Annotated in this window: 17 protein-coding genes; 6 read left to right on the plus strand and 11 right to left on the minus strand. The window is 67.3% G+C overall.

The window, feature by feature from the left end:
- Nucleotides 1-21 precede the first annotated feature (21 nt).
- The 6 genes from nadC to purN form a co-directional block, all read right to left on the minus strand.
- Nucleotides 22-885: a carboxylating nicotinate-nucleotide diphosphorylase gene (gene nadC, locus CBM2586_RS13070; RefSeq protein ID WP_115687928.1), complete on the minus strand. Its 864-nt coding sequence runs from the start codon at nt 883-885 to the stop codon at nt 22-24.
- On the minus strand, nt 882-2036 hold the full coding sequence (nadA, locus tag CBM2586_RS13075) for a quinolinate synthase NadA (protein ID WP_115687930.1): 1155 nt from the start codon (nt 2034-2036) through the stop codon (nt 882-884). The genes nadC and nadA overlap by 4 nt, the downstream gene beginning before the upstream one ends.
- 126 nt (nt 2037-2162) lie before the next feature.
- Nucleotides 2163-3353 carry a DesA family fatty acid desaturase gene (locus tag CBM2586_RS13080; RefSeq protein ID WP_115687932.1) on the minus strand — a complete coding sequence of 397 codons (1191 nt, stop codon included), beginning with the start codon at nt 3351-3353 and terminating at the stop codon, nt 2163-2165.
- A 394-nt stretch (nt 3354-3747) separates the two neighbouring features.
- The gene (locus CBM2586_RS13085) at nt 3748-5145 is read right to left on the minus strand and encodes a mechanosensitive ion channel family protein (protein ID WP_115687934.1); all 1398 of its coding nucleotides are present in this window, start codon (nt 5143-5145) and stop codon (nt 3748-3750) included.
- Nucleotides 5146-5203: 58 nt separating this feature from the next.
- On the minus strand, nt 5204-6607 hold the full coding sequence (locus CBM2586_RS13090; protein ID WP_115687936.1) for an RsmB/NOP family class I SAM-dependent RNA methyltransferase: 1404 nt from the start codon (nt 6605-6607) through the stop codon (nt 5204-5206).
- The gene (gene purN, locus CBM2586_RS13095) at nt 6604-7272 is read right to left on the minus strand and encodes a phosphoribosylglycinamide formyltransferase (protein ID WP_115687938.1); all 669 of its coding nucleotides are present in this window, start codon (nt 7270-7272) and stop codon (nt 6604-6606) included. The genes CBM2586_RS13090 and purN overlap by 4 nt, the downstream gene beginning before the upstream one ends.
- Nucleotides 7273-7525: 253 nt before the next feature.
- Between purN and CBM2586_RS13100 the strand changes: the two genes are divergently transcribed.
- Nucleotides 7526-8185 carry a response regulator gene (locus CBM2586_RS13100; protein ID WP_012353747.1) on the plus strand — a complete coding sequence of 220 codons (660 nt, stop codon included), beginning with the start codon at nt 7526-7528 and terminating at the stop codon, nt 8183-8185.
- Nucleotides 8186-8237: 52 nt separating this feature from the next.
- Here the strand turns inward: CBM2586_RS13100 and CBM2586_RS13105 are convergent, their stop codons facing one another.
- Nucleotides 8238-10043, minus strand: a complete 1806-nt coding sequence (locus CBM2586_RS13105; RefSeq protein ID WP_431194952.1) for a hybrid sensor histidine kinase/response regulator — start codon at nt 10041-10043, stop codon at nt 8238-8240.
- Nucleotides 10044-10287: 244 nt separating this feature from the next.
- Between CBM2586_RS13105 and CBM2586_RS13110 the strand changes: the two genes are divergently transcribed.
- The 5 genes from CBM2586_RS13110 (at nt 10288) to dut (ending at nt 16694) form a co-directional block, all read left to right on the plus strand.
- The gene (locus CBM2586_RS13110) at nt 10288-11304 is read left to right on the plus strand and encodes a bifunctional riboflavin kinase/FAD synthetase (RefSeq protein ID WP_115661279.1); all 1017 of its coding nucleotides are present in this window, start codon (nt 10288-10290) and stop codon (nt 11302-11304) included.
- A 120-nt stretch (nt 11305-11424) separates the two neighbouring features.
- Nucleotides 11425-14316, plus strand: a complete 2892-nt coding sequence (ileS, locus tag CBM2586_RS13115) for an isoleucine--tRNA ligase (RefSeq protein ID WP_115687942.1) — start codon at nt 11425-11427, stop codon at nt 14314-14316.
- Complete coding sequence (gene lspA / locus CBM2586_RS13120) at nt 14316-14843, plus strand: signal peptidase II (RefSeq protein WP_115661277.1); 528 nt, start codon at nt 14316-14318, stop codon at nt 14841-14843. Before ileS ends, lspA begins: the two co-directional genes overlap by 1 nt.
- A gap of 120 nt (nt 14844-14963) precedes the next feature.
- Nucleotides 14964-16166: a bifunctional phosphopantothenoylcysteine decarboxylase/phosphopantothenate--cysteine ligase CoaBC gene (coaBC, locus tag CBM2586_RS13125; protein ID WP_115661276.1), complete on the plus strand. Its 1203-nt coding sequence runs from the start codon at nt 14964-14966 to the stop codon at nt 16164-16166.
- Between the two features lie 27 nt (nt 16167-16193).
- Nucleotides 16194-16694: a dUTP diphosphatase gene (gene dut, locus CBM2586_RS13130; RefSeq protein WP_115661275.1), complete on the plus strand. Its 501-nt coding sequence runs from the start codon at nt 16194-16196 to the stop codon at nt 16692-16694.
- Between the two features lie 56 nt (nt 16695-16750).
- Here dut and CBM2586_RS13135 read toward each other — a convergent pair whose 3' ends face one another.
- From CBM2586_RS13135 to clpS, 4 genes are all read right to left on the minus strand, one after another.
- Nucleotides 16751-17599 carry a VOC family protein gene (locus CBM2586_RS13135; protein ID WP_115688758.1) on the minus strand — a complete coding sequence of 283 codons (849 nt, stop codon included), beginning with the start codon at nt 17597-17599 and terminating at the stop codon, nt 16751-16753.
- Between the two features lie 44 nt (nt 17600-17643).
- The gene (locus tag CBM2586_RS13140; RefSeq protein WP_115687944.1) at nt 17644-18651 is read right to left on the minus strand and encodes a tripartite tricarboxylate transporter substrate binding protein; all 1008 of its coding nucleotides are present in this window, start codon (nt 18649-18651) and stop codon (nt 17644-17646) included.
- Nucleotides 18652-18781: 130 nt separating this feature from the next.
- Nucleotides 18782-21076 (minus strand): ATP-dependent Clp protease ATP-binding subunit ClpA, encoded by a 2295-nt coding sequence (clpA, locus tag CBM2586_RS13145; protein ID WP_012353756.1) that lies wholly within the window; start codon nt 21074-21076, stop codon nt 18782-18784.
- Nucleotides 21073-21399: an ATP-dependent Clp protease adapter ClpS gene (gene clpS / locus CBM2586_RS13150; protein ID WP_010814998.1), complete on the minus strand. Its 327-nt coding sequence runs from the start codon at nt 21397-21399 to the stop codon at nt 21073-21075. Before clpS ends, clpA begins: the two co-directional genes overlap by 4 nt.
- Nucleotides 21400-21420: the final 21 nt, after the last annotated feature.

Here is a 21420-nt window from a genome sequence, read left to right on the forward strand (position 1 = left end):
TGCATTTGGCCGGAGCCACCCTCAGCCGACGATCCGCAGGGAGTAGTCGGTCGCGCGCACGTCCTTGGTCAACGCGCCCACCGAGATGCGGTCGACGCCCGTCTCGGCGAAGGTGCGGATGGTGTCGGCATTGACGCCGCCCGACACTTCCAGCAGTGCCCCGCCCTGGTTGATCCTCACCGCGTCGTGCATCATCGGCACGGTGAAGTTGTCGATCAGCACCGACGTGGCACCGGCCGCCAGCGCTTCCTCCAGTTCGGCCAGGCTCTCGACCTCGATCTGCACCGACGCCTGCGTATCGAGCGCCAGCGCCGCCCGCATCGCCGCGCCGATGCTGCCGGCCGCGGCGATATGGTTTTCCTTGATCAGGATGCCGTCATACAGCGCCAGGCGCTGGTTCTCGCCGCCGCCGATGCGCACCGCGTACTTCTGCGCAAGCCGCAGCCCCGGCAGCGTCTTGCGCGTGTCGAGCACGCGCGCACGGGTGCCGGCGATCAGGTCGGCGTAGCGGCGCGTGGCGGTGGCCACGCCGGACAGCAGCTGCAGGAAATTCAGCGACGGACGCTCGGCCGTCAGCAGCGAACGCGCCGGGCCCGTGATCTCGCACACCACCGAATCCGGCGCCATGCGCGCCCCCTCTTGCTGCAGCCAGCGCACTTGCAGCGCCGGATCGACCGCGCGCATGCACGCGTCGAACCATGGCTGGCCGCACAGCACCGCCGACTCGCGCACGATCACGCGCGCGTGCGCGGCCTTGTCCGCCGGCACCAGCAGGCCGGTCAGGTCGCCGCTGCCGACATCCTCGGCGATGGCGGCCTGCACATTGCCCTGCAGCGCTGCCTGCAGCGCCGGGCCGTAGCTATCGAAAACCGGATTCACGCTCATGCCGGGCCGATCCCCTGGAACAGCGCCTGTTCCTGCGCCAGGTCGGACGACGGGCGCACGTTGCGCTTCTGCGCGGCGGCGAAGTCGAGCATGCGGTTGATGCAGGTCACCGCCCTGGCGCCGATGGCCGGGTCGACGTGGATCTCGTTGCGGCCGGTCTCGAGCACCTCGGCCAGGTTGGTCAGCGCATTCATCGCCATCCACGGGCAGTGCGCGCAGCTCTTGCAGGTGGCGCTGTTGCCGGCGGTCGGCGCTTCGATGAAGTGCTTGCCGGGCGCGGCCATGCGCATCTTGTGCAGGATGCCGTTGTCGGTGGCGACGATGAATTCGGTCGCGTCCAGCTTTTGCGCGGCCTCGATCAGCTGCGAGGTGGAACCGACCACGTCGGCCTGGGCCACCACGTTTTCCGGCGATTCCGGATGCACCAGGATCTTGGCGTTGGGGAATTCACGGCGCAGCAGGTCCAGCTCGACGCCCTTGAACTCGTCGTGCACCAGGCACGAACCCTGCCACAGCAGCATGTCGGCGCCGGTCTGCTTCTGGATATAGCTGCCCAGGTGCTTGTCCGGTGCCCACAGGATCTTCTTGCCCTGCGCGTGCAGGTGTTCGACGATCTTCAGGCCGATGCTGGAAGTCACCATCCAGTCCGCGCGCGCCTTCACCGCGGCGCTGGTGTTGGCGTAGACCACCACGGTGCGGTCCGGGTGCGCATCGCAGAAGGCAGCGAACTCGTCGGCCGGGCAGCCCAGGTCGAGCGAGCAGGTCGCGTCCAGGTCTGGCATCAGCACGGTCTTTTCCGGGCTGAGGATCTTGGCGGTCTCGCCCATGAAGCGCACCCCCGCCACCACCAGCGTCCTGGCTTCATGGTCGCGCCCGAAGCGGGCCATTTCAAGGGAGTCGGAGACACAGCCGCCGGTTTCCTCGGCGAGGTCCTGCAGGTCGGCGTCGACGTAGTAGTGCGCCACCAGCACCGCATTGCGCTCCTTCAGCAAGCGGCGGATACGCGCCTTCAACGACTGCCGCTCATCGGGCGACAGCACCGGCGGCACCTTGGCCCAGGCATGGGCCACGCAACTGGCGCCAGCGGCGTTTTGAGCACCCGCCAGGTTCGGCTTCTCGAACTCGACGGTCTTGATCGATTGTGGGGTCATCTCCGGGTACTCCTCTAGACCTCCGCCAACAGGGTGCGGCCGGCCAGAACATGGGGGAGTTTATCTAAAACAAAAGCCCCGCCATGGGCGGGGCTTTGTCAAACCATACGGCGCGGCCGAATTGTATCAGGCGTAGCGGCGCAGGCGCAGCGAGAAATCGTGCAACGCCTGGATACCGCTGGCCTCGGCACGGTGGCACCAGGCCTGCAGCTGCTGCAGCAGCTGCTCGCGCGTCAGGTTGGAACGGCCCCAGATGGCGGCCAGTTCACGGCGCATTTCGACGAAGGTCTGCAGCGCCTTGTTCTGCTCGACGATGCTCGCCAGCTGCTCGCGCTGCTGCGCGGCCAGCTTGGTTTCCTCGCGGTGGAACCACTTGCTGGCGGGCTTGAAGCTGCGGTACTCGGCAACGCGGCCTTCCTTGAGCTTTTCCAGTTCCTGGCGGAACGCGCCCTTGACGGCCTTGGCGTAGCGCGCCATCACGTCATAGCGGTTGGCGATGATGGCTTCGAGCGTGTTGTGGTCGACCGGACGGGCTTCGACCAGGCGCGCCTTGGGCGGGATCTTCTTGACCTTGGCCAGGCCGACCGCCTGCATCGCGCGGATATAGCCCCAGCCCACGTCGAACTCATACCACTTGATCGAGAACTTGGCCGAGGTCGGGTAGGTGTGATGGTTGTTGTGCAGCTCTTCGCCGCCGATGATCAGGCCCCACGGCGAGACGTTGGTCGACGCGTCTTCGCAATCGTAGTTGCGGTAGCCCCACCAGTGGCCCAGGCCATTGATGATGCCGGCGGCATGGATCGGGATCCACAGCATCTGCACCGCCCACACGGTCATGCCGATCACGCCGAACAGCGCCAGGTCGATGATCAGCATCAGGCCGACGCCCTGCCAGGTGAAGCGCGAGTACAGGTTGCGCTCGATCCAGTCATTGGGGCAGCCATGGCTGAACTTGGCGATGGTCTCCTGGTTCTTGGCCTCGGCCCGGTACAGCTCGGCGCCTTCCAGCAGCACCTTGCGGATGCCGCGGGTCTGCGGGCTGTGGGGATCGTCTTCGGTTTCGCACTTGGCGTGGTGCTTGCGATGGATGGCGGTCCACTCGCGCGTGACCATGCCGGTGGTTAGCCACAGCCAGAAGCGGAAGAAGTGCTGCGCGATGGGGTGCAGGTCCAGCGACCGGTGCGCCATGCAGCGGTGCAGGAAGATGGTGACGCCGGCGATCGTGATATGCGTCATCACCAGCGTGTAGATGACGATCTCCCACCAGGTCCAGTTGGCAAGGCCGTTGGCGGCCCAGTCAAGAATAGTGTCGAACAAACTGTTCTCCGTCGGTTAAACAGGGACTTTCCCGTGCAAGCCGGCTGGGCCGGTACACATAACGCGCAGAAAAAATAGCTGCGAATCTGTTGATTGCGATAGCTGTCTGGCGCTTGCCACGGGACCCGAAGTCGCTCCGGGCTCCCCCAGGGCAGGCAAAGTCAGGCGCCGGCCGTGGCTAGCGGCTCATGATGCGAGCCAGGTACGAGCCGCTGCAATCTGGCGGCTGTCTGATGTGGGAGCGGGATGTCTCAACCCGCGACAACCCGGCATTCTACCGGATCGCAAGGGGCGCAAGCATACGCTATTTCCCGGATTTGGACGGGGAGCAACGGTTTTCGTTCCACGGGTGGCGCATCCGTCGCCCGCCCGGCGCAGCATCCTGCCCGGGCGTTCAGGAGGCGTTGGCGGCCTCTGGCAATGTACTCGCCTTCGAGCCGCCCGGCCCCGCGGGCAGCGTCTCATGCATCACACGCAACTCGCGCTGCGGATAAGGAATGGAAATGCCATGCTCGCGGAGGGTGCGCCAGATCGCCCGGTTCATCGCCGACTGCACCCCGAGCTTGCCGTTCTGCGGATCGGCCACGAAGACGGCGACTTCATATTCGATGCCGCTGTCGGCGAACAGCACCAGGAAGGCCGCCGGCTCAGGGTCGGGCAGCACGCGCGGCAGTGCGCACACGCATTCGGTCAGCAGCGCAATCACGGTCTCGGGATCGGCGCTGTAGTCGGCCTGCACGCGTGTCGCCACGCGCACGTTGGTATTCGAGAACGAATGGTTCTGCACCGACTGCGCCACCAGCTGCTCGTTCGGCACCAGCGTCTCGCCGTCGCCGTTGCGCACCACGGTGTAGCGGGTGCGGATCTGCGACACGATGCCGGTGTACTTGTCCACCGTGATCTGGTCGCCGAGCTTGACCGAGCGGTCCAGCAGGATGATGAAGCCCGAGATGTAATTGCTGGCGATCTTCTGCAGGCCCAGCCCCAGGCCCACGCCCAGCGCGCCGCCGAAGACCGACAGCACGGTCAGGTCGATGCCCACCAGCGACAGGCTCAGCAGCAGCGACACCAGCAGCAGCAAGGCCTTGGAGATCCGCGTCAGCACCACCTTCAGGTTGCCGTCGAGGTTGGCCGAACGCATCAGCCGCTCTTCCAGCCACGAGCCGAACCACAGCGCCACCAGCACCGTCAGCAGGATCCAGACCACCGCCATCAGGGTCTCGGCCACGCTGATCTTCTGCTTGCCGCCGATGGAGAAGCGCACGCTCTCCATCCAGCCCACCACGTCGCCGAGCACGCCCAGCACGTACAAGGCCATGCCGACCCAGACCAGCGTGGTCAGCACCTTCTCGACCAGCAGCAGCATGCCGTGCAGCTGGCCGCTGCCGGACATCACCCGGCGCAGCACGTAGAAGGTGAAATTCAGCGCGGTGATGCCGAACAGCGGCACCAGCACCAGCCGCAGCACGCTGATCGGGATCAGCGGCGCCAGCGCGAAGCGGGCCACCAGCACCAACGCCCAGCCGGCCAGCGGGAACATGGCGCGCTCGAGGCTGGCGGCGGCGAAGCGCACCGAGAAGCTCGAGCCTTCATAGCGCGCCTCCAGCCGCCGCACCACGAAGCGCGCCAGCGGCCACGCCGCCAGCAGGCACCCGGCCAGCACCAGCAACTGCCAGAAAAAGCCGGGACCGCCCGCATCGCGGATCAGGTCGTCGAGCATCTTGCCGAACATCGAATGCGAGGCTTTCAGGTCCTTCAGGCCACCGAGGTCGGACAGGGTTTCACCGTTCATGGTGCAGATTCAGGGTGGGCCGCCCGCGCGGGGCGGGCGGCGCGGCTGCGAACCGCGATCAGCTGGTGCGCTCCAGCACGGCGGCAAAGAAGCCATCGGTCTGGTGCAGGTGCGGGTAGAGGGCGAACATGCCGTTGTCCGGCAGTCCCGGCACTTCGATCTTCTGGTCGGCCAGCACTTCGGCGGCCGGCACCAGGCGGAAGTTGGGATGCGCGGCGAGGAAATCTCGCACGATCTGCTCGTTCTCGGCCTCCAGCACGCTGCAGGTCGCGTAGACCACTCGGCCGCCGCCCTTCACCAGACGCGCCGCGGAGTCCAGGATCGCGCTCTGCTTGGCGGTCAGTTCCAGTACCGACTCCGGCGATTGCCGCCACTTCAGGTCGGGATTGCGGCGCAGCGTGCCCAGGCCGCTGCACGGCGCATCCACCAGCACGCGGTCGGCCTTGCCGGCCAGGCGCTTGATCTTGGCGTCGCGCTCGGAGTCGATCAGCACCGGATGGACATTCGACAGGCCGCTGCGCGCCAGCCGCGGCTTCAGGTTGGCCAGGCGCTTTTCCGATACGTCGAAGGCGTAGAGCCGGCCGGTCGAGCGCATCGCCGCGCCCAGCGCCAGGGTCTTGCCGCCCGCGCCGGCGCAGAAGTCGACCACCATCTCGCCGCGCCGCGGCGCCACCAGGCTGCACAGCAGCTGGCTGCCTTCGTCCTGCACCTCGACCAGGCCGTTGACGAAGATCGGCAGCTGGTTCAGGGCCGGCTTGCCGGTCATGCGGATGCCAGCCGGCGCCATCGGCGTGGGCTCGGCGCCAAGGCCCGCGGCCTGCAGCTCGGCCAGCGCCGCCTCGCGGCTGGTCTTGCCCAGGTTGACGCGCAGGTCCAGCGGCGCCGGGCGCAGCCAGGCGTCGCCGAGCGCCGCCGCAAAAGCCTCGCCATGCTGGCGCACCAGTTCGTCGTAGAGCCACTCGGGCAGGTTGGCGCGCACGCGCGGCGCCAGGCTGGAGCGCTCGATGGTGGTCAGGCGGTCCAGCCACGCGGCTTCATCGGGATACAGGAACGGCGACAGCGCGTCGCGGCCCAGCGTCGCCGCCAGCCCCAGCAGCGCCAGGCGACGCGAGGCCGCGCCGGTGCCGCTCTCGGCAAACTGGGCAAACTCGACGCGCCGGCGCAGCACCGCATAGATCGCTTCGGCAATGATGCCGCGCTCGCGGTGGCCGAGCTTGGCATTTTCGCGGAAGTAGTAGCTGACCACCGCATCGGCGGGACGCGCGAACAGCATGACCTTGCCCAGCAGGCGATCGATATGCTGGATGTGGGTGGCATGCAGCCCGCCATGCACGCGCGCAGGCGCGCCATTGGCACCGGTGGCATTGGGCGACTTGCGGATCGGGCTGCTCTTGCCCTTGCCGCGCGAGGGGGCGCGGCCCTCGCCGCGCGGGGAACGGTTTCCTGCCTGGGTACGGCTCATGCCTGGACTCCTGCCGCCGGGGTCGCGGCGGAGATGGCCATCAGCAATTGCGGTTCGGCCGGGTTGATAACGTTGACCACGCCGTTGTGCAGCTGCAGCCGGTCCTCGACGAACCACTGCACGGCGCGGGGATAGATCCTGTGCTCGCAGGCGAGCAGGCGCTTGGCCAGGGTCGCGGGCGTGTCCGCCGGCAGCACGTCGAGCGCGGCCTGGATCACGATCGGGCCATGGTCCAGCTCCGGGGTCACGAAATGCACGGTGGCGCCATGCAGCTTGACGCCTGCATCCAGCGCCTGCTGGTGGGTGTTCAGGCCCGGGAAGCACGGCAGCAGCGACGGATGGATATTCAGCAGCCGGCCCGCGTAGCGGTCGACGAAAGCGGGCGTGAGTATGCGCATGAAACCCGCCAGCACCACCAGGTCGGGGGCATGGGCGTCGATGGCCTCGGCCAGCGCCGCGTCGAAGGCGGCGCGGTCAGGGTACTGGCGATGGTCGACCACGCCGGTTTCAATGCCTTGCTGGCGCGCAAACTCCAAACCCGCGGCGTCCGGCCGGTTCGACAGCACCGCCGCCACGCGGGCGGGCCAGCCGCCGTCCGCGCAGGCACGGACGATGGCTTCCATATTGGAGCCCCGCCCGGAAATCAAGATGACAATTTTTTTCATCGCGCAATTCTACCAAGGCGAGGCGCTAAACTCCGGTAAAGCCAAACCAGTACGTGCTTAATTCACGAGATCCGGACAGGTGACCCATCGGTGGCCTGTGGTAGCGACGCCCCATAACCCGATTGATGGATTGTGACGCTTCGCCCCCTCTGATAGAGTGGGTCCTACGTCCACGCGCCATTCCTGTGCAAGACACAGGTTCTCCGGAGAGGTGACAACAAGGACGAAACGGGTTATTTGAACGGGAATTCGCATGTCGAACGCTGCACCGACGTTGTTGGTGGTCGATGATCATCCTATGGCCTTGTCAGGGACCACCGCCTTCCTGGCCGAAGTCATGCCGGATGTGGCAGTGCATGCCGCCGGCAGCGCCCGCGAGGCCCTGGCCAGCCTGCAGCAGGGCTTGCGCCCCGATATCGTGCTGCTCGATATCTGGCTGAACGACGGTACCGGCTTCGATGCCATGCAGACCTTCAAGACCGTCATCCCGGGCGCGCGCTTTATCTTCATGTCGGCCGAGGCCACGCCTGAAATCGTCGGCCGCGCCCGCGCGCTGTCGGCATGCGGCTTCGTCGGCAAGCACCTGGATGCCAACGCCTTCACCGCCGCGGTGCGCAAGGTCCTGGCCGGCGACACCGCTTTCCCCACCGACGAAGCCCTCAACGGCCGCGCGCAATCGTTCGGCCCGGCCCACGGCATTCCGGTCACGCCCGCCGAACTGGGCCTGACGCCGCGCCAGGGCTCGGTGCTGGCACTGGTGCTGGAAGGCCTGCCCAACAAGGTGATCGCGCGGCGGCTCGGTCTGACCGAGAACACCGTCAAGGAACACGTATCGGCCATCCTGCAGCGCCTGGGCGTGCGCACCCGCATGCAGGTGATGTCGCGCATGGAACGGTTCCGGCTGCGCCAGTAAGGCCTGCCATCTACCTCACCGCCCTCGATGTCCGGGGCGCGCGCCGCTTGCCCTAGGCTGGCCGCAGCCAGCGCCGCAACAGCATCCGCAGCGAGGCCGGGTCCACCGGCTTGGGCAGCACGAAATATCCCGCCTCTTCCGCCGCCGCCAGTGCGGCCGACTTCAGGTCACCGGTCAGCAGTGCGCTGCGCGCCTGCGGCTGCGTGTTCTGCCAGCGCTCGAGCAGGTCCAGGCCGTTCTCGCTGCCGGGCAGGCGCAGGTCACAGAAAATGATGTCGGGGCGCAGGCCCTGCGCGAACAGCTTGTCGGCCTCGGCGCCGTGCGCGGCGCAGGCCACGCGGATGCCCCAGGCCTCCATCAGCGCGATCCAGGCCTTGCGGATCTGGCTGTCGTCGTCGACCACCAGCACCGTGCCCTGCAGGCGATCGGGCTTGGCCTCCTCGGCCTGCGCCATGGCGCGCATCTCGCGCACGCTGGCCACGGTCTCGGCCGGCACCGGCGCCAGCGCGAACCAGAACACCGAGCCCTTGCCCGGCACCGAGCGCACGCCATAGGTGCCGCGCATCAGCCGCACGCATTCCTTGAAGATCGCCAGCCCCAGGCCCAGGCCCTGCGACGGGTCGCGCTGCGGGTTGTGGACCTGGTAGTAGGGCGAGAAGATGTCCGGCAGATGCTCGGGCGTGACCCCGGCGCCGGTGTCCCACACCTCCAGCCGCACGTTCTTGCGGCGCTGGCGCGCGGTCACCAGCACGCCGCCGCGCTGGGTATAGCGCAGCGCGTTCTGCACCAGGTTGAACAAGGCCCGGCGCAGCAGCACCGGCTCAGCCATGGCGTACAGTTCGTCCGGCACGCGCGGGGTCAGGGTCAGCCCGCTTTCGCGCGCGTCGGCGGCAAACTGGCTCATCACGTCGCGGATCAGCGCGCCCAGCTCGCACGGCTCCAGCGTCGGCAGGACCTTGCGCCCTTCCAGCTTGGACAGGTCCAGCAGCGAGCGGAACAACAGGTCGATGGTCTGGGTGCCCGCCGCCACCTGCTCCACCAGCGGATGCAGCGCGCTCGACTGGTTGCGCGCGCGCAGCGCCTCGACCAGCATCACCAGCGCATGCACCGGCTGGCGCAGGTCATGGCTGGCCGCGGCGAGGAAGCGCGACTTTTCCTCGCTGGCATGCAGCGCGCGCTCCTTCTCGTCCTGGAACTGCTTGGCCAGGCGCCGGCTGTCGCCCTCCAGCTGGATCGCCCGCACCAGCGTCACCTGCAGGTTGAAGGCGTGGCGCGACAGCATCAGCGCGTAGATCACCAGCAGGCCCTGCACATAGACGCCGTGGCCGGGGAAGGCGAATTCCGCCATCAGCAGGTTCGGTACCAGGATCGGCACGCCGGCGTAGACCAGGTTCGACGGCACCGGCGCCTGCGATACCGCGCCGCCGGCAAGCACGCCGAGGGTCAGCAGGTACAGCACGCTGGAGAACACCGGCGAAGCTGTATACAGATGCAGCAGCGCCGAACTGCCCCAGGTCATGCCGGTCAGGAAGGCGACCGCGCGCATATTGTTCCACCACTTGTGCGTGTGCGCGGAACGGCTCATCAGGGCGTGGTCGCGCTGGTAGCCTACGTAGAACCACAGACCGCCGGTCGTGAGCAGCAGCATCACCGCGCACCAGCCCAGCAGCACGGCGGCGCCGACGTCGTTCCAGAAGCTGATGGCGGTCAGCGCGGGCAGCAGCACCGAGGCGACGATGGCGGTCGGCGCATTCTTGTGCACGATCGCCATCAGCTTGGCGCGCGTCTCGACATCGAGCTGGGTGCTCGGCTGAGGCAGGCCCCTGGGCAGGAGCCGGGAAAAGAACCGATAGGTCAGCGCTTTCAACTGGAAACCAGGAATGGGCGAAGGTCGGGCATGCCGCGCTGGGGTGCCCGCAGCGATGCGTAGTGAGCCGAAGTGGCGCCTATCATGCCGCCTTTTGCGGCATCGCGCCATGGCGGGAGGGCCGGTTGCGGCACAAAAGCTGCAGCGCGGGGGGCGGCCGGAGGCGGCGGCAGCGGCAAGCCGACCCATTCGCCTTATAATGCTCGCTTTACCCGAATCGTTTCCCGCCGTCCCCGTGAAAGTCTTCCGCGGCCTGCCTAACGCCGAGAGCCGGGCGCCCTGCGCGCTCACCATCGGCAATTTCGACGGTGTGCATCGCGGCCACCAGTCGCTGCTCGCGCGCGCGCGCGCGGCGGCGGATGCGCGCGGCCTGCCGCTGTGCGTGATGACCTTCGAGCCGCATCCGCGCGAGTTCTTCACGCCGGACAAGGCCCCCACCCGCATCGCGCTGCTGCGCGACAAGCTGGAAAGCCTGCGCCGCAACGGGGTGGACCGCGTGGTGGTGGAACACTTCAACGCCCACTTCGCCGGCCAGTCGCCGCAGGAATTCGTCGAGAACGTGCTCTGGCATGGCCTGCATACCCGCTGGCTGCTGGTCGGCGACGATTTCCGCTTCGGCGCGAAACGCGCCGGCGACTTTGCCTACCTGCAGGAGGCCGGGCGCCGCTTCGGCTTCGATGTCGAGCAGATGGGCTCGGTGTCCGAGGGCGGCATCCGCATCTCCAGCTCGGCGGTGCGCCAGGCGCTGGCCGATGGCGACCTGGAGCACGCGCGGCGCCTGCTCGGCCACGGCTACGCCATCAGCGGCCACGTGATCCACGGCCGCAAGCTGGGCCGCGACCTGGGCTTCCCGACGCTGAACCTGCGCATCTCGCACAAGCGGCCCGCGGTCAGCGGCATCTTCGTGGTACAGGTGCACGGCATCGCCGATCATCCGCTGCCCGGCGTGGCCAGCATCGGCGTGCGCCCCACCATCGAGGACGCCGGACGGGTGCTGCTGGAAGTCCACCTGTTCGATTTCAATGAAAGCCTGTACGGCAAGCTGGTGCGGGTCGAATTCATGAAGAAGCTGCGCGACGAGGCGCGCTTCGACTCCCTGGACGAACTGACCGCCGCGATCGCCAAGGACAGCGCCGATGCGCGCGCCTTCTTCGGCCTGACGGCGCCAGGCGCCGCGGCGGCGGCTGCGGTGGCGACGGACGGCAGCGGTGGCCGCGATTTCGCCACCTCGGCCACCGACCGAATTAGGTAGCGGCCGGGGCCCCGCATCCCGCTGCGCGGGCCCGGTTCGCACGCCGCCTGCCCCAGCCTTCACGCGCGCCCGCCGGCCCAGCGCCGGCCGCGCGCCAACCGAATTGCCCTGAGAATCGAAATGTCTGACGACAAACGCGCCAAGCCCGAGAAGAACAAGTATCCCGTCAACCTGCTCGACACGCCCTTCCCGATGCGTGGCGACCTGCCCAAGCGCGAGCCGCAGTGGGTCAAGCAGTGGCAGGAGAAGCAGATCTACAAGAAGATCCGCGCGGCGCGCAAGGGCGCGAAGAAGTTCGTGCTGCATGACGGCCCGCCGTATGCCAACGGCGATATCCACATCGGCCACGCCGTCAACAAGGTGCTCAAGGACATGATCATCAAGGCGCGCGGCCTGAGCGGGCTCGACGCCGTCTACGTGCCGGGCTGGGACTGCCATGGCATGCCGATCGAGATCCAGATCGAGAAGAAGTTCGGCAAGGGCCTGCCGGTGCAGGAAGTCCAGGCCAAGGCGCGCGCGTATGCCACCGAGCAGATCAAGCGCCAGATGGTGGACTTCGAGCGCCTGGGCGTGCTGGGCGACTGGGACCACCCCTACCTGACCATGAACTACAGCAACGAGGCCGACGAACTGCGCGCGCTCGGCAAGATCATGGAAAAGGGCTACGTGTTCCGCGGCCTGAAGCCGGTGAACTGGTGCTTCGACTGCGGCTCGGCGCTGGCCGAGGCGGAAGTCGAGTACAAGGACAAGGTCGACCTGTCGATCGACGTCGGCTTCCCGTTCGCCGAGACCGACAAGCTGGCGCACGCCTTCAAGGTGCCGTTCGAGCAGATTAGCGCGAAGCCGGGCTGGATCGTGATCTGGACCACCACGCCGTGGACCATCCCGAGCAACCAGGCGCTGAACGTCCACCCCGAGGTGGAATACGCGCTGGTCGACACGCCGCGCGGCTACCTGATCCTGGCCACCGAGCGCGTCGAGGAGCAGCTGAAGGTCTACGCCCTGGAAGGCAAGGTCGTCGCCACTGCCACCGGTGCCGCGCTGTCGGAAGTCCGGTTCCACCACCCGCTGGCCAAGATGGACGCGGGCTATGACCGCCTGTCGCCGGTCTACCTGGGCGACTACGTCACTACCGACACCGGTTCGGGCATCGTGCACTCGGCGCCGGCCTATGGCGTGGAAGACTTCCAGTCGTGCAAGGCGCACGGCATGCCCGACAGCGACATCATCAGCCCGGTGATGGGCAACGGCGTCTATGCCGGCACGCTGCCGCTGTTCGGCGGGCTGTCGATCTGGGATGCCAACCCCAAGATCGTCGACGCGCTGCAGGAATCGGGCAACCTGTTCAATTCGCACAAGTACACCCACAGCTACATGCACTGCTGGCGTCACAAGACGCCGATCATCTACCGCGCCACCTCGCAGTGGTTCGCGGGCATGGACGTGGATCCGGCCGAGGAGAACGGCAAGCCCGTGCCGACATTGCGCGAGACCGCGCTGGCCGGTATCGAGGCGACCGAGTTCTATCCGTCGTGGGGCAAGCAGCGGCTGCACAACATGATCGCCCACCGGCCGGACTGGACCCTGTCGCGCCAGCGCCAGTGGGGCGTGCCGATGGCGTTCTTCGTGCACAAGGAAACCGGCGCGCTGCATCCGCGCACGCCCGAACTGCTGGAAGAGATCGCCAGGCGTGTCGAGCAGCACGGCATCGAGGCCTGGCAGACGCTGGACCCGGCCGAACTGCTGGGCGACGAAGCCAGCCAGTACGAGAAAAACCGCGACACGCTCGATGTGTGGTTCGACTCCGGCACCACGCACTGGACCGTGATCCGCGGCTCGCACCGCGACGACCTGTACGACCCGGGCGCCGACGAGGCCGAGGGCCGCCTGGCCGACCTGTATCTGGAAGGCTCGGACCAGCACCGCGGCTGGTTCCATTCGTCGCTGCTGACTGCCTCGATGCTGTATGGCAAGCCGCCCTACAAGGCGCTGCTGACGCACGGCTTCACCGTCGACGGCGAGGGCCGCAAGATGTCGAAGTCGGTCGGCAACACCGTGTCGCCGCAGGACATCGCGAACAAGATGGGCGCCGAGATCATCCGCCTGTGGGTGGCCTCGACCGATTACTCCGGCGAGCTGTCGATCTCGGACGAGATCCTCAAGCGCGTGGTGGAAGGCTATCGCCGCATCCGCAATACGCTGCGCTTCCTGCTGTCCAACCTGTCCGACTACGACCACGGCAAGCACGCGCTGCCGGCGGCCGAGTGGCTGGAGATCGACCGCTACGCCGTGGCGCTGACCGCGCAGCTGCAGAAGGAAGTGCTGTCGCACTACGAGGCCTACGAATTCCACCCGGTGGTGGCCAAGCTGCAGACCTTCTGCTCCGAGGACCTGGGCGGCTTCTACCTCGACGTGCTGAAGGACCGCCTGTACACCACCGCGCCGGATTCGAAGGCCCGCCGCGCCGCGCAGAACGCGCTGTATCACATCACCCAGGCGATGCTGCACTGGATGGCGCCGTTCCTGTCCTTCACCGCCGAGGAAGCGTGGCAGGTGTTTGCCCATGGCACCGCACACACCGACACCATCTTCACCAGCACCTATTACGCCGTTCCGGAAGTCGACGACGCCGACGACCTGCTGCAGAAATGGCATACGCTGCGCGAGGTGCGCGCCGAGGTCACGCGTCAGCTGGAAGCGGTGCGCGTGGAAGGCGAGATCGGTTCGTCGCTGCAGGCCGAGCTGACCATCCAGGCCGGCGGTCCGGTGCTGGCGGCGCTGCAAAGCCTGGGTGACGACCTGCGCTTCGTGCTGCTGACCTCGTCGGCCAAGGCCGCGCCAGCGCCCGAGGCCGGCGACCTGCTGGTGACGGTGACCCCGTCGGCGCATGCCAAGTGCGAGCGCTGCTGGCACTACCGCGCCGACGTCGGCCACAACCCCGACCACCCCACCCTCTGCGGCCGCTGCGACAGCAACCTGTTCGGCGCCGGCGAACACAGGAGCCATGCCTGATGGCATCGACCACGTCCCGTTCGGCGCGCCCGGCGCGCCGCAATAAGGCCACCGGCAGCACCACCCCGCTGCTGTGGATGGCCTTTGCGCTGCTGGTGGTGCTGCTCGACCAGTTCTTCAAGATCGTGATCGTGCGCAGCTTCAGCTACGGCGAGTCGCGCCCGGTGACCGGCTTCTTCAACCTGGTATTGGTCTACAACAAGGGCGCGGCATTCAGCTTCCTGGCTGACGCCGGCGGCTGGCAACGCTGGTTCTTCACCGGCCTGGGCGTGGTGGTCGGGGCGTTCATCGTGTGGCTGCTGTATCGCCATACCGGGCAGCGGCTGTTCTGCTTTGCGGTATCGCTGATCCTCGGAGGCGCGGTCGGCAACGTGATCGACCGCGTGGTCTACGGGCACGTGGTCGACTTCCTGGATTTCTACGTGGGCCGGTATCACTGGCCGGCTTTCAATGTCGCGGACTGCGCGATCACGGTCGGCGCGGTGCTGCTGATCGTGGATGAGTTGCGACGGGTACGGCGGCACTGAGCCTAGCGATTACGCCAAGCAAGCCGATGGTGTTCCCCTCTCCCGCCGGGCGGGAGAGGGGCGCCCCCCAGCCGGCTTCCCCGGTATCATTTCCCTTTCTCCCCAGCCAGGTTCCCCACCATGGATTTGCGCGGCAAGCACATCGTTCTCGGCCTGACCGGCGGCATCGCCTGCTACAAGTCGGCCGAGCTGGTCCGGCTGCTGACCAAGGCCGGCGCCACCGTGCAGGTAGCCATGACCGAGGCGGCGACGCATTTCATCACGCCGGTGACGATGCAGGCGTTGTCCGGGCGCCCGGTCTTCCTGTCGCAATGGGATGCGCGCGTCGACAACAACATGGCGCATATCGACCTCTCGCGCGAGGCCGACGCCATTATCATCGCGCCCGCCTCGACCGACTTCATGGCGCGGCTGGCCAATGGCCTGTGCGATGACCTGCTGAGCACGCTGTGCATCGCGCGCGACTGTCCGCTGCTGGTGGCTCCGGCGATGAACCGCCAGATGTGGGCTGCCCCCGCCACGCAGCGCAACGCCGCCCAGCTGCGCGCCGACGGCGTGGTGATCCTGGGCCCGGGCAGCGGCGACCAGGCTTGCGGCGAAGTCGGCGACGGCCGCATGCTGGAACCGGAAGAGCTGCTCGACGAGATCATCGCCTTCTTCCAGCCCAAGCCGCTGCAAGGCAAGCGCATGCTGATCACCGCCGGGCCGACCTTCGAGGCGATCGACCCGGTGCGCGGCATCACCAACCTGTCTTCCGGCAAGATGGGTTTCTCGATCGCGCGCGCGGCGCGCGAGGCCGGCGCCGAAGTGCTGCTGGTGGCCGGTCCGACCGCCCTGTCCACCCCGCGCGGCGTGATGCGCACCGACGTGCGCAGCGCGCAGCAGATGCATGACGCGGTGATGGCCCACTTGCCCGGCGTCGATGTCTTTGTCGCCGTCGCCGCGGTAGCGGACTGGCGCCCGGCCGAGGTCGCGCAGCAGAAGCTGAAGAAGGCCAACGATACCGATACGCCGACGCTGCAGTTCGTGCAGAACCCCGACATCCTGGCCGCGGTCGCGGCCCGCGCCGACGCGCCCTACTGTGTCGGCTTTGCCGCCGAAAGCGAAAACCTGGAGCAGTACGGCGAGCAGAAGCGCCAGCGCAAGGGCGTGCCGCTGCTGGTGGGCAATATCGGCCACCACACTTTCGGCCTGGACGACAACGAGATCGTGCTGTTCGACGCCGCCGGCATGACGCGGCTGCCGCGCGCGGACAAACTGTCGCTGGCCCGGCAGCTGGTCGCGGCGATCGGCCAGCGCCTGCCCGGTCGCGCGCGGCCCTGACTTTGCAACGCATTCCTGAGATTGCTTATGACCCAGCCTGTGAACCCGACCGTCGAAATCAAGGTGCTCGATGCGCGCCTGAACGAATGGGGCCTGCCCGCCTACCAGAGCGAGATGGCCGCCGCCATCGACCTGCATGCCTGCGTCGACGCCCCCGTCGCGATCGCGCCGGGAACACCGGCGCAACTGGTGCCGGCCGGCATCGCCGTGCACATGGGCAACCCTTACATGGCCGCGACCATCGTGCCGCGCTCAGGCCTGGGCCACAAGAAGGGGCTGGTGCTGGGCAATTCGATCGGCGTGATCGATGCCGACTACCAGGGCCAGATCATGGTCAGCGTGTGGAACCGCAACGCGCCGGGCACCGAGCCGATCGTGATCCAGCCGGGCGAGCGCATTGCGCAGATGATGTTCGTGCCGGTGCTGCGTCCGGTGTTCTCGACGGTGGCAGAGTTCAGCCAGGACAGCGAACGCGGTGCGGGCGGCTTCGGCTCGACCGGCGTGCACCATGCCAAGGCCAGCGCCTGACCGTCTGCCTGCCTCGGCATGAAGCACTGGCGCCCCGCGGGGCGCCAGTTTGCATTTCAGCCCTGCTGCTCGAACAGCAAGGCCACGCCGCTGGCGGCATGCGCGGGCACCAGCGTCTCGCGGGGGCCCAGGTCGTACGTCGGCACACCGTGCTCGCGCCAGCCGGCGCGTGCCGCCGCCAGGTCGTCGCTGCGCAGCCGGATCGCCGCATAGCCCGGACCTTCGCGCCGGATATGCGCGGTGCCGGTCGCCGACGCCAGCGCTTGCGGGGTGCTGAGCACCAGCGTGGCATCGTCGACCGCCAGGCTGCTGACATGTTCGCTGAGCTGCGTCAGTTCGCCGCCGGTCAGTTCCGCATAGGCGCGCGCGGCGGCGTCGACCAGGGACGGCGCCACTACCAGGAACATCATCGCAATGCTGTGCGCGCCATTGGCATGGCGCATCCATTCGGGCCGCCACAGCAGTTCCGGGGTGCGATGTTCGCAGACGAAGTAGCGCGCGCCCGGGGCGTCGTCGAGCGCGGTCACGCGAAACGTGGCGGGATGCTCGCTGCCATCGTCCAGCCGCACCGGACGCGAAAATTCGATCGGGTCCGAGGTATGCCAGCCGGATGCGCGCAGGCGCGCCGCGGTGGCAAAGGCATCGGCGCTCTTGCACGACATCGCCGCACAGCCGCCGCCGCGCTGCTGGGCATCCCAGTAATACTGCCGGCTGGGGCTGGGCGCGATCACGTGCAGCAGCTCGAGGTAGTCCCGCTGCAGCATGACGCAGTGGTTCTGCGAGCCCAGCGTGTGGTAGCCACGCGGCGTCAGCGTGAAGCCGAGCCGCTGCCAGGCCTGCGCCCCGGCATCGAGGTCGGGGCACACCACCACGGCGTGGTCGAACATTTCTGCTTGCGTTGCCATCGGCATCCCCCCGGTACCATGGCGCGCGGCGGCGCCGGACTGGCTCATTCGAACTGGATATTGGCCTTGCGTGCCACCGCCTGCCATTTGTCGTGCTCGCGGCGCACCAGCTGGCCCAGCTCGGCCGGGCTGCCGCCGACGATTTCAAAGCCTTGCGCGCCGAGCGCATCGACCACGCGCGGCTGGCGCAGCGACTCGGCCAGCGCGCCATGGATACGCGTCACCGTCGCCGCCGGCAGCTCGGCCGGACCGAACACGCCGATCCACGAATACGCCTCGAAGCCCTTGATGCCCTGCTCGGCGACCGTGGGCACCTGTGGCAACTGGCGCAGCCGGCTGGTGCCGGTCACGCCCAGCACCTTGATCGTGCGCGCGGCCACGTGCGCCTGCACCGCGGCGTAGCTGCTGAAGAAGATGTCGACCTCATTGGAAAGCACCGCCTGCACCGCCGGGCCGCCGCCCTTGTAGGGCACGTGCAGCATATGCACGCCGGCCTCGGTCGCCAGCGCCTCGGCCGCGAGCTGATTCAGGCTGCCGATGCCCGACGACGCGTAGCGCACGCCGTCATGCCTGGCCCTGGCCAGCGCCACCAGTTCGCGCACGTTCGACGCCGGCAGCGCCGGGTTGGCGGCGATTACCAGCGGAAAGCGCACCAGCTGCGAGATCGGCGAGAAATCGCGGAAGGTGTCGTAGGGCAGCTGCTTGTAGGCAAACGGGTTGATGGCATGCGTGTCGAACGCCATCAGCAGCGTATTGCCGTCGGGACGGGCGCGCGCCACGGTGCTCGACGCGATCAGCCCGCCTGCGCCCGGCTTGTTGTCCACCACCACGGTCTGCCCCAGCGCGGCCTTCAACCCGGGCTGCAGCTGGCGGGCGACGATGTCGACGCTGCCGCCCGGCGGGAACGGCAGCACCAGTGCGATCGGACGGGGGCTGGGGGCGCCATCGGCGGCGCTTGCGACCGTGGCATGAAGCATCGGGCCCGGCAAGGCAGCCAGCGGCAGGATCTTGAGCAGCAGACGGCGGCGCCGCGTGCGTTCGGCAGAGGACATCGGGGCGTTCGGTTTCGCGGCGCTGGAGGCGTGGGGCGGCAGGGGAAAAAGAAACGGGGCGGCCAGTCTGGCCGCCCCGCCATTTTGCCCGATGATCGACCCCGTTGCTGGCAACGCGGCCGAATATCGCTCAGGCTTCTGCGCGCTGTTCCTCGGGCGCCTCGGGCGGTTCGGGCTCGATCTCGGAGAAATCGAGCTTGATCTGGTCCTGCTCGTCCAGATCCACGACCACCTTGCCGCCGGAGACCAGGCGGCCGAACAGCAGTTCGTCGGCCAGCGCCTTGCGGATCATGTCCTGGATCAGGCGCTGCATCGGGCGCGCCCCCATCAGCGGGTCGAAGCCCTTGTGCGCCAGGAACTTGCGCAGCTTCTCGCTGAAGCTGGCTTCCACCTTCTTCTCGTGCAGCTGCTCTTCCAGCTGCATCAGGAACTTGTCGACCACCCGGAGGATGATTTCCTCATCGAGCGAGCGGAAGCTGATGGTGGCATCCAGCCGGTTGCGGAACTCCGGCGTGAACATGCGCTTGATGTCAGCCATCTCGTCGCCCTGCTCGCGCGAGCTGGTGAACCCGATGGTGGCGCGGTTCATGGTCTCCGCTCCCGCATTGGTGGTCATGATGATGATCACGTTGCGGAAGTCGGCGCGCCGGCCGTTGTTATCGGTCAGCGAACCATGGTCCATCACCTGCAGCAGGATATTGAAGATATCCGGATGCGCCTTCTCGATTTCGTCCAGCAGCAGCACGCAATGCGGCTTCTTGGTGACGGCCTCGGTCAGCAGCCCGCCCTGGTCAAAGCCGACGTATCCCGGCGGCGCGCCGATCAGGCGGCTCACCGCATGGCGTTCCATGTATTCCGACATGTCGAAGCGCAGCAGCTCGATGCCCATGATGAAGGCCAGCTGCTTGGCGACCTCGGTCTTGCCTACCCCGGTGGGGCCCGAGAACAGGAACGAGCCGATCGGCTTGTCGGTCTTGCCCAGGCCCGCGCGCGACATCTTGATCGCCGAGGCCAGCGCCTCGATCGCCGGATCCTGGCCGAACACCACCGACTTCAGGTCGCGCTCCAGCGTCTGCAGCTTGCTGCGATCGTCCTGGTTCACGCTCTGCGGCGGGATGCGCGCGATACGCGAGACGATGTCCTCGATCTCGCCCTTGCCGATGGTCTTCTTCTGCTTGGACTTCGGCAGGATGCGCTGCGCCGCGCCCGCTTCGTCGATCACGTCGATGGCCTTGTCCGGCAGGTGGCGGTCGGTGATGAAGCGGGCCGACAGCTCGGCCGCGGCGGTCAGCGCCGACGACGCGTATTTGACCCCGTGGTGCTCCTCGAAGCGCGACTTCAGCCCGCGCAGGATCTGCACGGTCTGGTCCACCGACGGCTCGACCACGTCGATCTTCTGGAAGCGCCGCGACAGCGCCGCGTCCTTCTCGAAGATGCCGCGGTATTCGGTGAAGGTGGTCGCGCCGATGCACTTGAGCTGGCCCGACGACAGCGCCGGCTTGAGCAGGTTGCTGGCGTCCAGCGTCCCGCCCGAGGCCGCGCCCGCACCGATCAGCGTGTGGATCTCGTCGATGAACAGGATCGCGTTGGGATTGTCCTTGAGCGACTTGAGCACGCCCTTCAGGCGCTGCTCGAAATCGCCCCGGTACTTGGTGCCGGCCAGCAGCGCGCCCATGTCGAGCGAGTAGACGGTGGCCTTTTCCAGGATGTCCGGCACCTCGTTCTTGGTGATGCGCCACGCCAGGCCTTCCGCGATCGCGGTCTTGCCGACGCCGGCCTCGCCCACCAGCAGCGGGTTGTTCTTGCGCCGGCGGCACAGCACCTGCACCACGCGCTCGACCTCGCTTTCGCGGCCGATCAGCGGATCGATCTTGCCGGCCTTGGCCAGCGCGTTCAGGTTCTGGGTGTATTGCTCGAGCGGGCTTTCCTTGCCGTCGCCGCCCTCGCCCTCGCCGGCCGCATCGCCGTGCTTGGCCGGCTCGGACTGGTCCTTGCGGATGCCGTGGCTGATGAAATTGACCACGTCCAGGCGCGTCACGCCCTGCTGCTGCAGGTAATAGACCGCATGCGAATCCTTCTCGCCGAAAATCGCGACCAGCACGTTCGCGCCGGTGACTTCCTTCTTGCCGTTGGAAGTCGACTGGACGTGCATGATGGCACGCTGGATCACGCGCTGGAAACCCAGCGTGGGCTGGGTATCGACCTCGTCGGTACCCGGCACCACCGGGGTATTGTCCGCGATGAAGTTCTTAAGGCTGGTGCGCAGGTCCTCGATATTGGCCGCGCAGGCGCGCAAGACTTCAGCTGCCGTGGGATTGTCGAGCAATGCCAGCAGCAGGTGCTCCACGGTAATGAACTCGTGGCGTGCCTGCCTGGCTTCGACAAAAGCCATATGCAGGCTCACTTCCAATTCTTGCGCAATCATGCTTCCTCCATCACGCACTGCAGGGGGTGCCCCGCCTGCCGCGCGTGCGTTGACACCAGCTCGACCTTAGTCGCCGCGATATCCCTGGTGTAGATACCACAGACGCCCTTTCCTTCCCGGTGCACGGTCAGCATGATCTGCGTCGCCGTTTCCCGGTCCCTGCTGAAATACTGCTGCAGGATCATCACGACAAACTCCATCGGAGTGTAGTCGTCGTTCAGCAGCACCACCTTGAACATGGCAGGCGGTTTCAGCGCCTGCTCTTTGCGCTCCAGGATGGTGCCCGCTTCGCGTTGTGGGACATTCGCAAGCCGTGTAGCCATGGCTTTATTCTAACCCTTACT

It is taken from the genome of Cupriavidus taiwanensis (assembly GCF_900250115.1).
Lineage (GTDB): Bacteria > Pseudomonadota > Gammaproteobacteria > Burkholderiales > Burkholderiaceae > Cupriavidus > Cupriavidus taiwanensis_B.

Excerpts from the sequence above, each read along its gene's own strand:
- nadC (WP_115687928.1), bottom strand. The coding sequence starts at position 885 with ATGAGCGTGAATCCGGTTTTCGATAGCTACGGCCCGGCGCTGCAGGCA.
- nadA (WP_115687930.1), bottom strand. The coding sequence starts at position 2,036 with ATGACCCCACAATCGATCAAGACCGTCGAGTTCGAGAAGCCGAACCTG.
- CBM2586_RS13085 (WP_115687934.1), bottom strand. The coding sequence starts at position 5,145 with ATGAACGGTGAAACCCTGTCCGACCTCGGTGGCCTGAAGGACCTGAAA.
- CBM2586_RS13090 (WP_115687936.1), bottom strand. The coding sequence starts at position 6,607 with ATGAGCCGTACCCAGGCAGGAAACCGTTCCCCGCGCGGCGAGGGCCGC.
- purN (WP_115687938.1), bottom strand. The coding sequence starts at position 7,272 with ATGAAAAAAATTGTCATCTTGATTTCCGGGCGGGGCTCCAATATGGAA.
- CBM2586_RS13100 (WP_012353747.1), top strand. The coding sequence starts at position 7,526 with ATGTCGAACGCTGCACCGACGTTGTTGGTGGTCGATGATCATCCTATG.
- ileS (WP_115687942.1), top strand. The coding sequence starts at position 11,425 with ATGTCTGACGACAAACGCGCCAAGCCCGAGAAGAACAAGTATCCCGTC.
- lspA (WP_115661277.1), top strand. The coding sequence starts at position 14,316 with ATGGCATCGACCACGTCCCGTTCGGCGCGCCCGGCGCGCCGCAATAAG.
- coaBC (WP_115661276.1), top strand. The coding sequence starts at position 14,964 with ATGGATTTGCGCGGCAAGCACATCGTTCTCGGCCTGACCGGCGGCATC.
- dut (WP_115661275.1), top strand. The coding sequence starts at position 16,194 with ATGACCCAGCCTGTGAACCCGACCGTCGAAATCAAGGTGCTCGATGCG.
- CBM2586_RS13135 (WP_115688758.1), bottom strand. The coding sequence starts at position 17,599 with ATGGCAACGCAAGCAGAAATGTTCGACCACGCCGTGGTGGTGTGCCCC.
- CBM2586_RS13140 (WP_115687944.1), bottom strand. The coding sequence starts at position 18,651 with ATGTCCTCTGCCGAACGCACGCGGCGCCGCCGTCTGCTGCTCAAGATC.
- clpA (WP_012353756.1), bottom strand. The coding sequence starts at position 21,076 with ATGATTGCGCAAGAATTGGAAGTGAGCCTGCATATGGCTTTTGTCGAA.
- clpS (WP_010814998.1), bottom strand. The coding sequence starts at position 21,399 with ATGGCTACACGGCTTGCGAATGTCCCACAACGCGAAGCGGGCACCATC.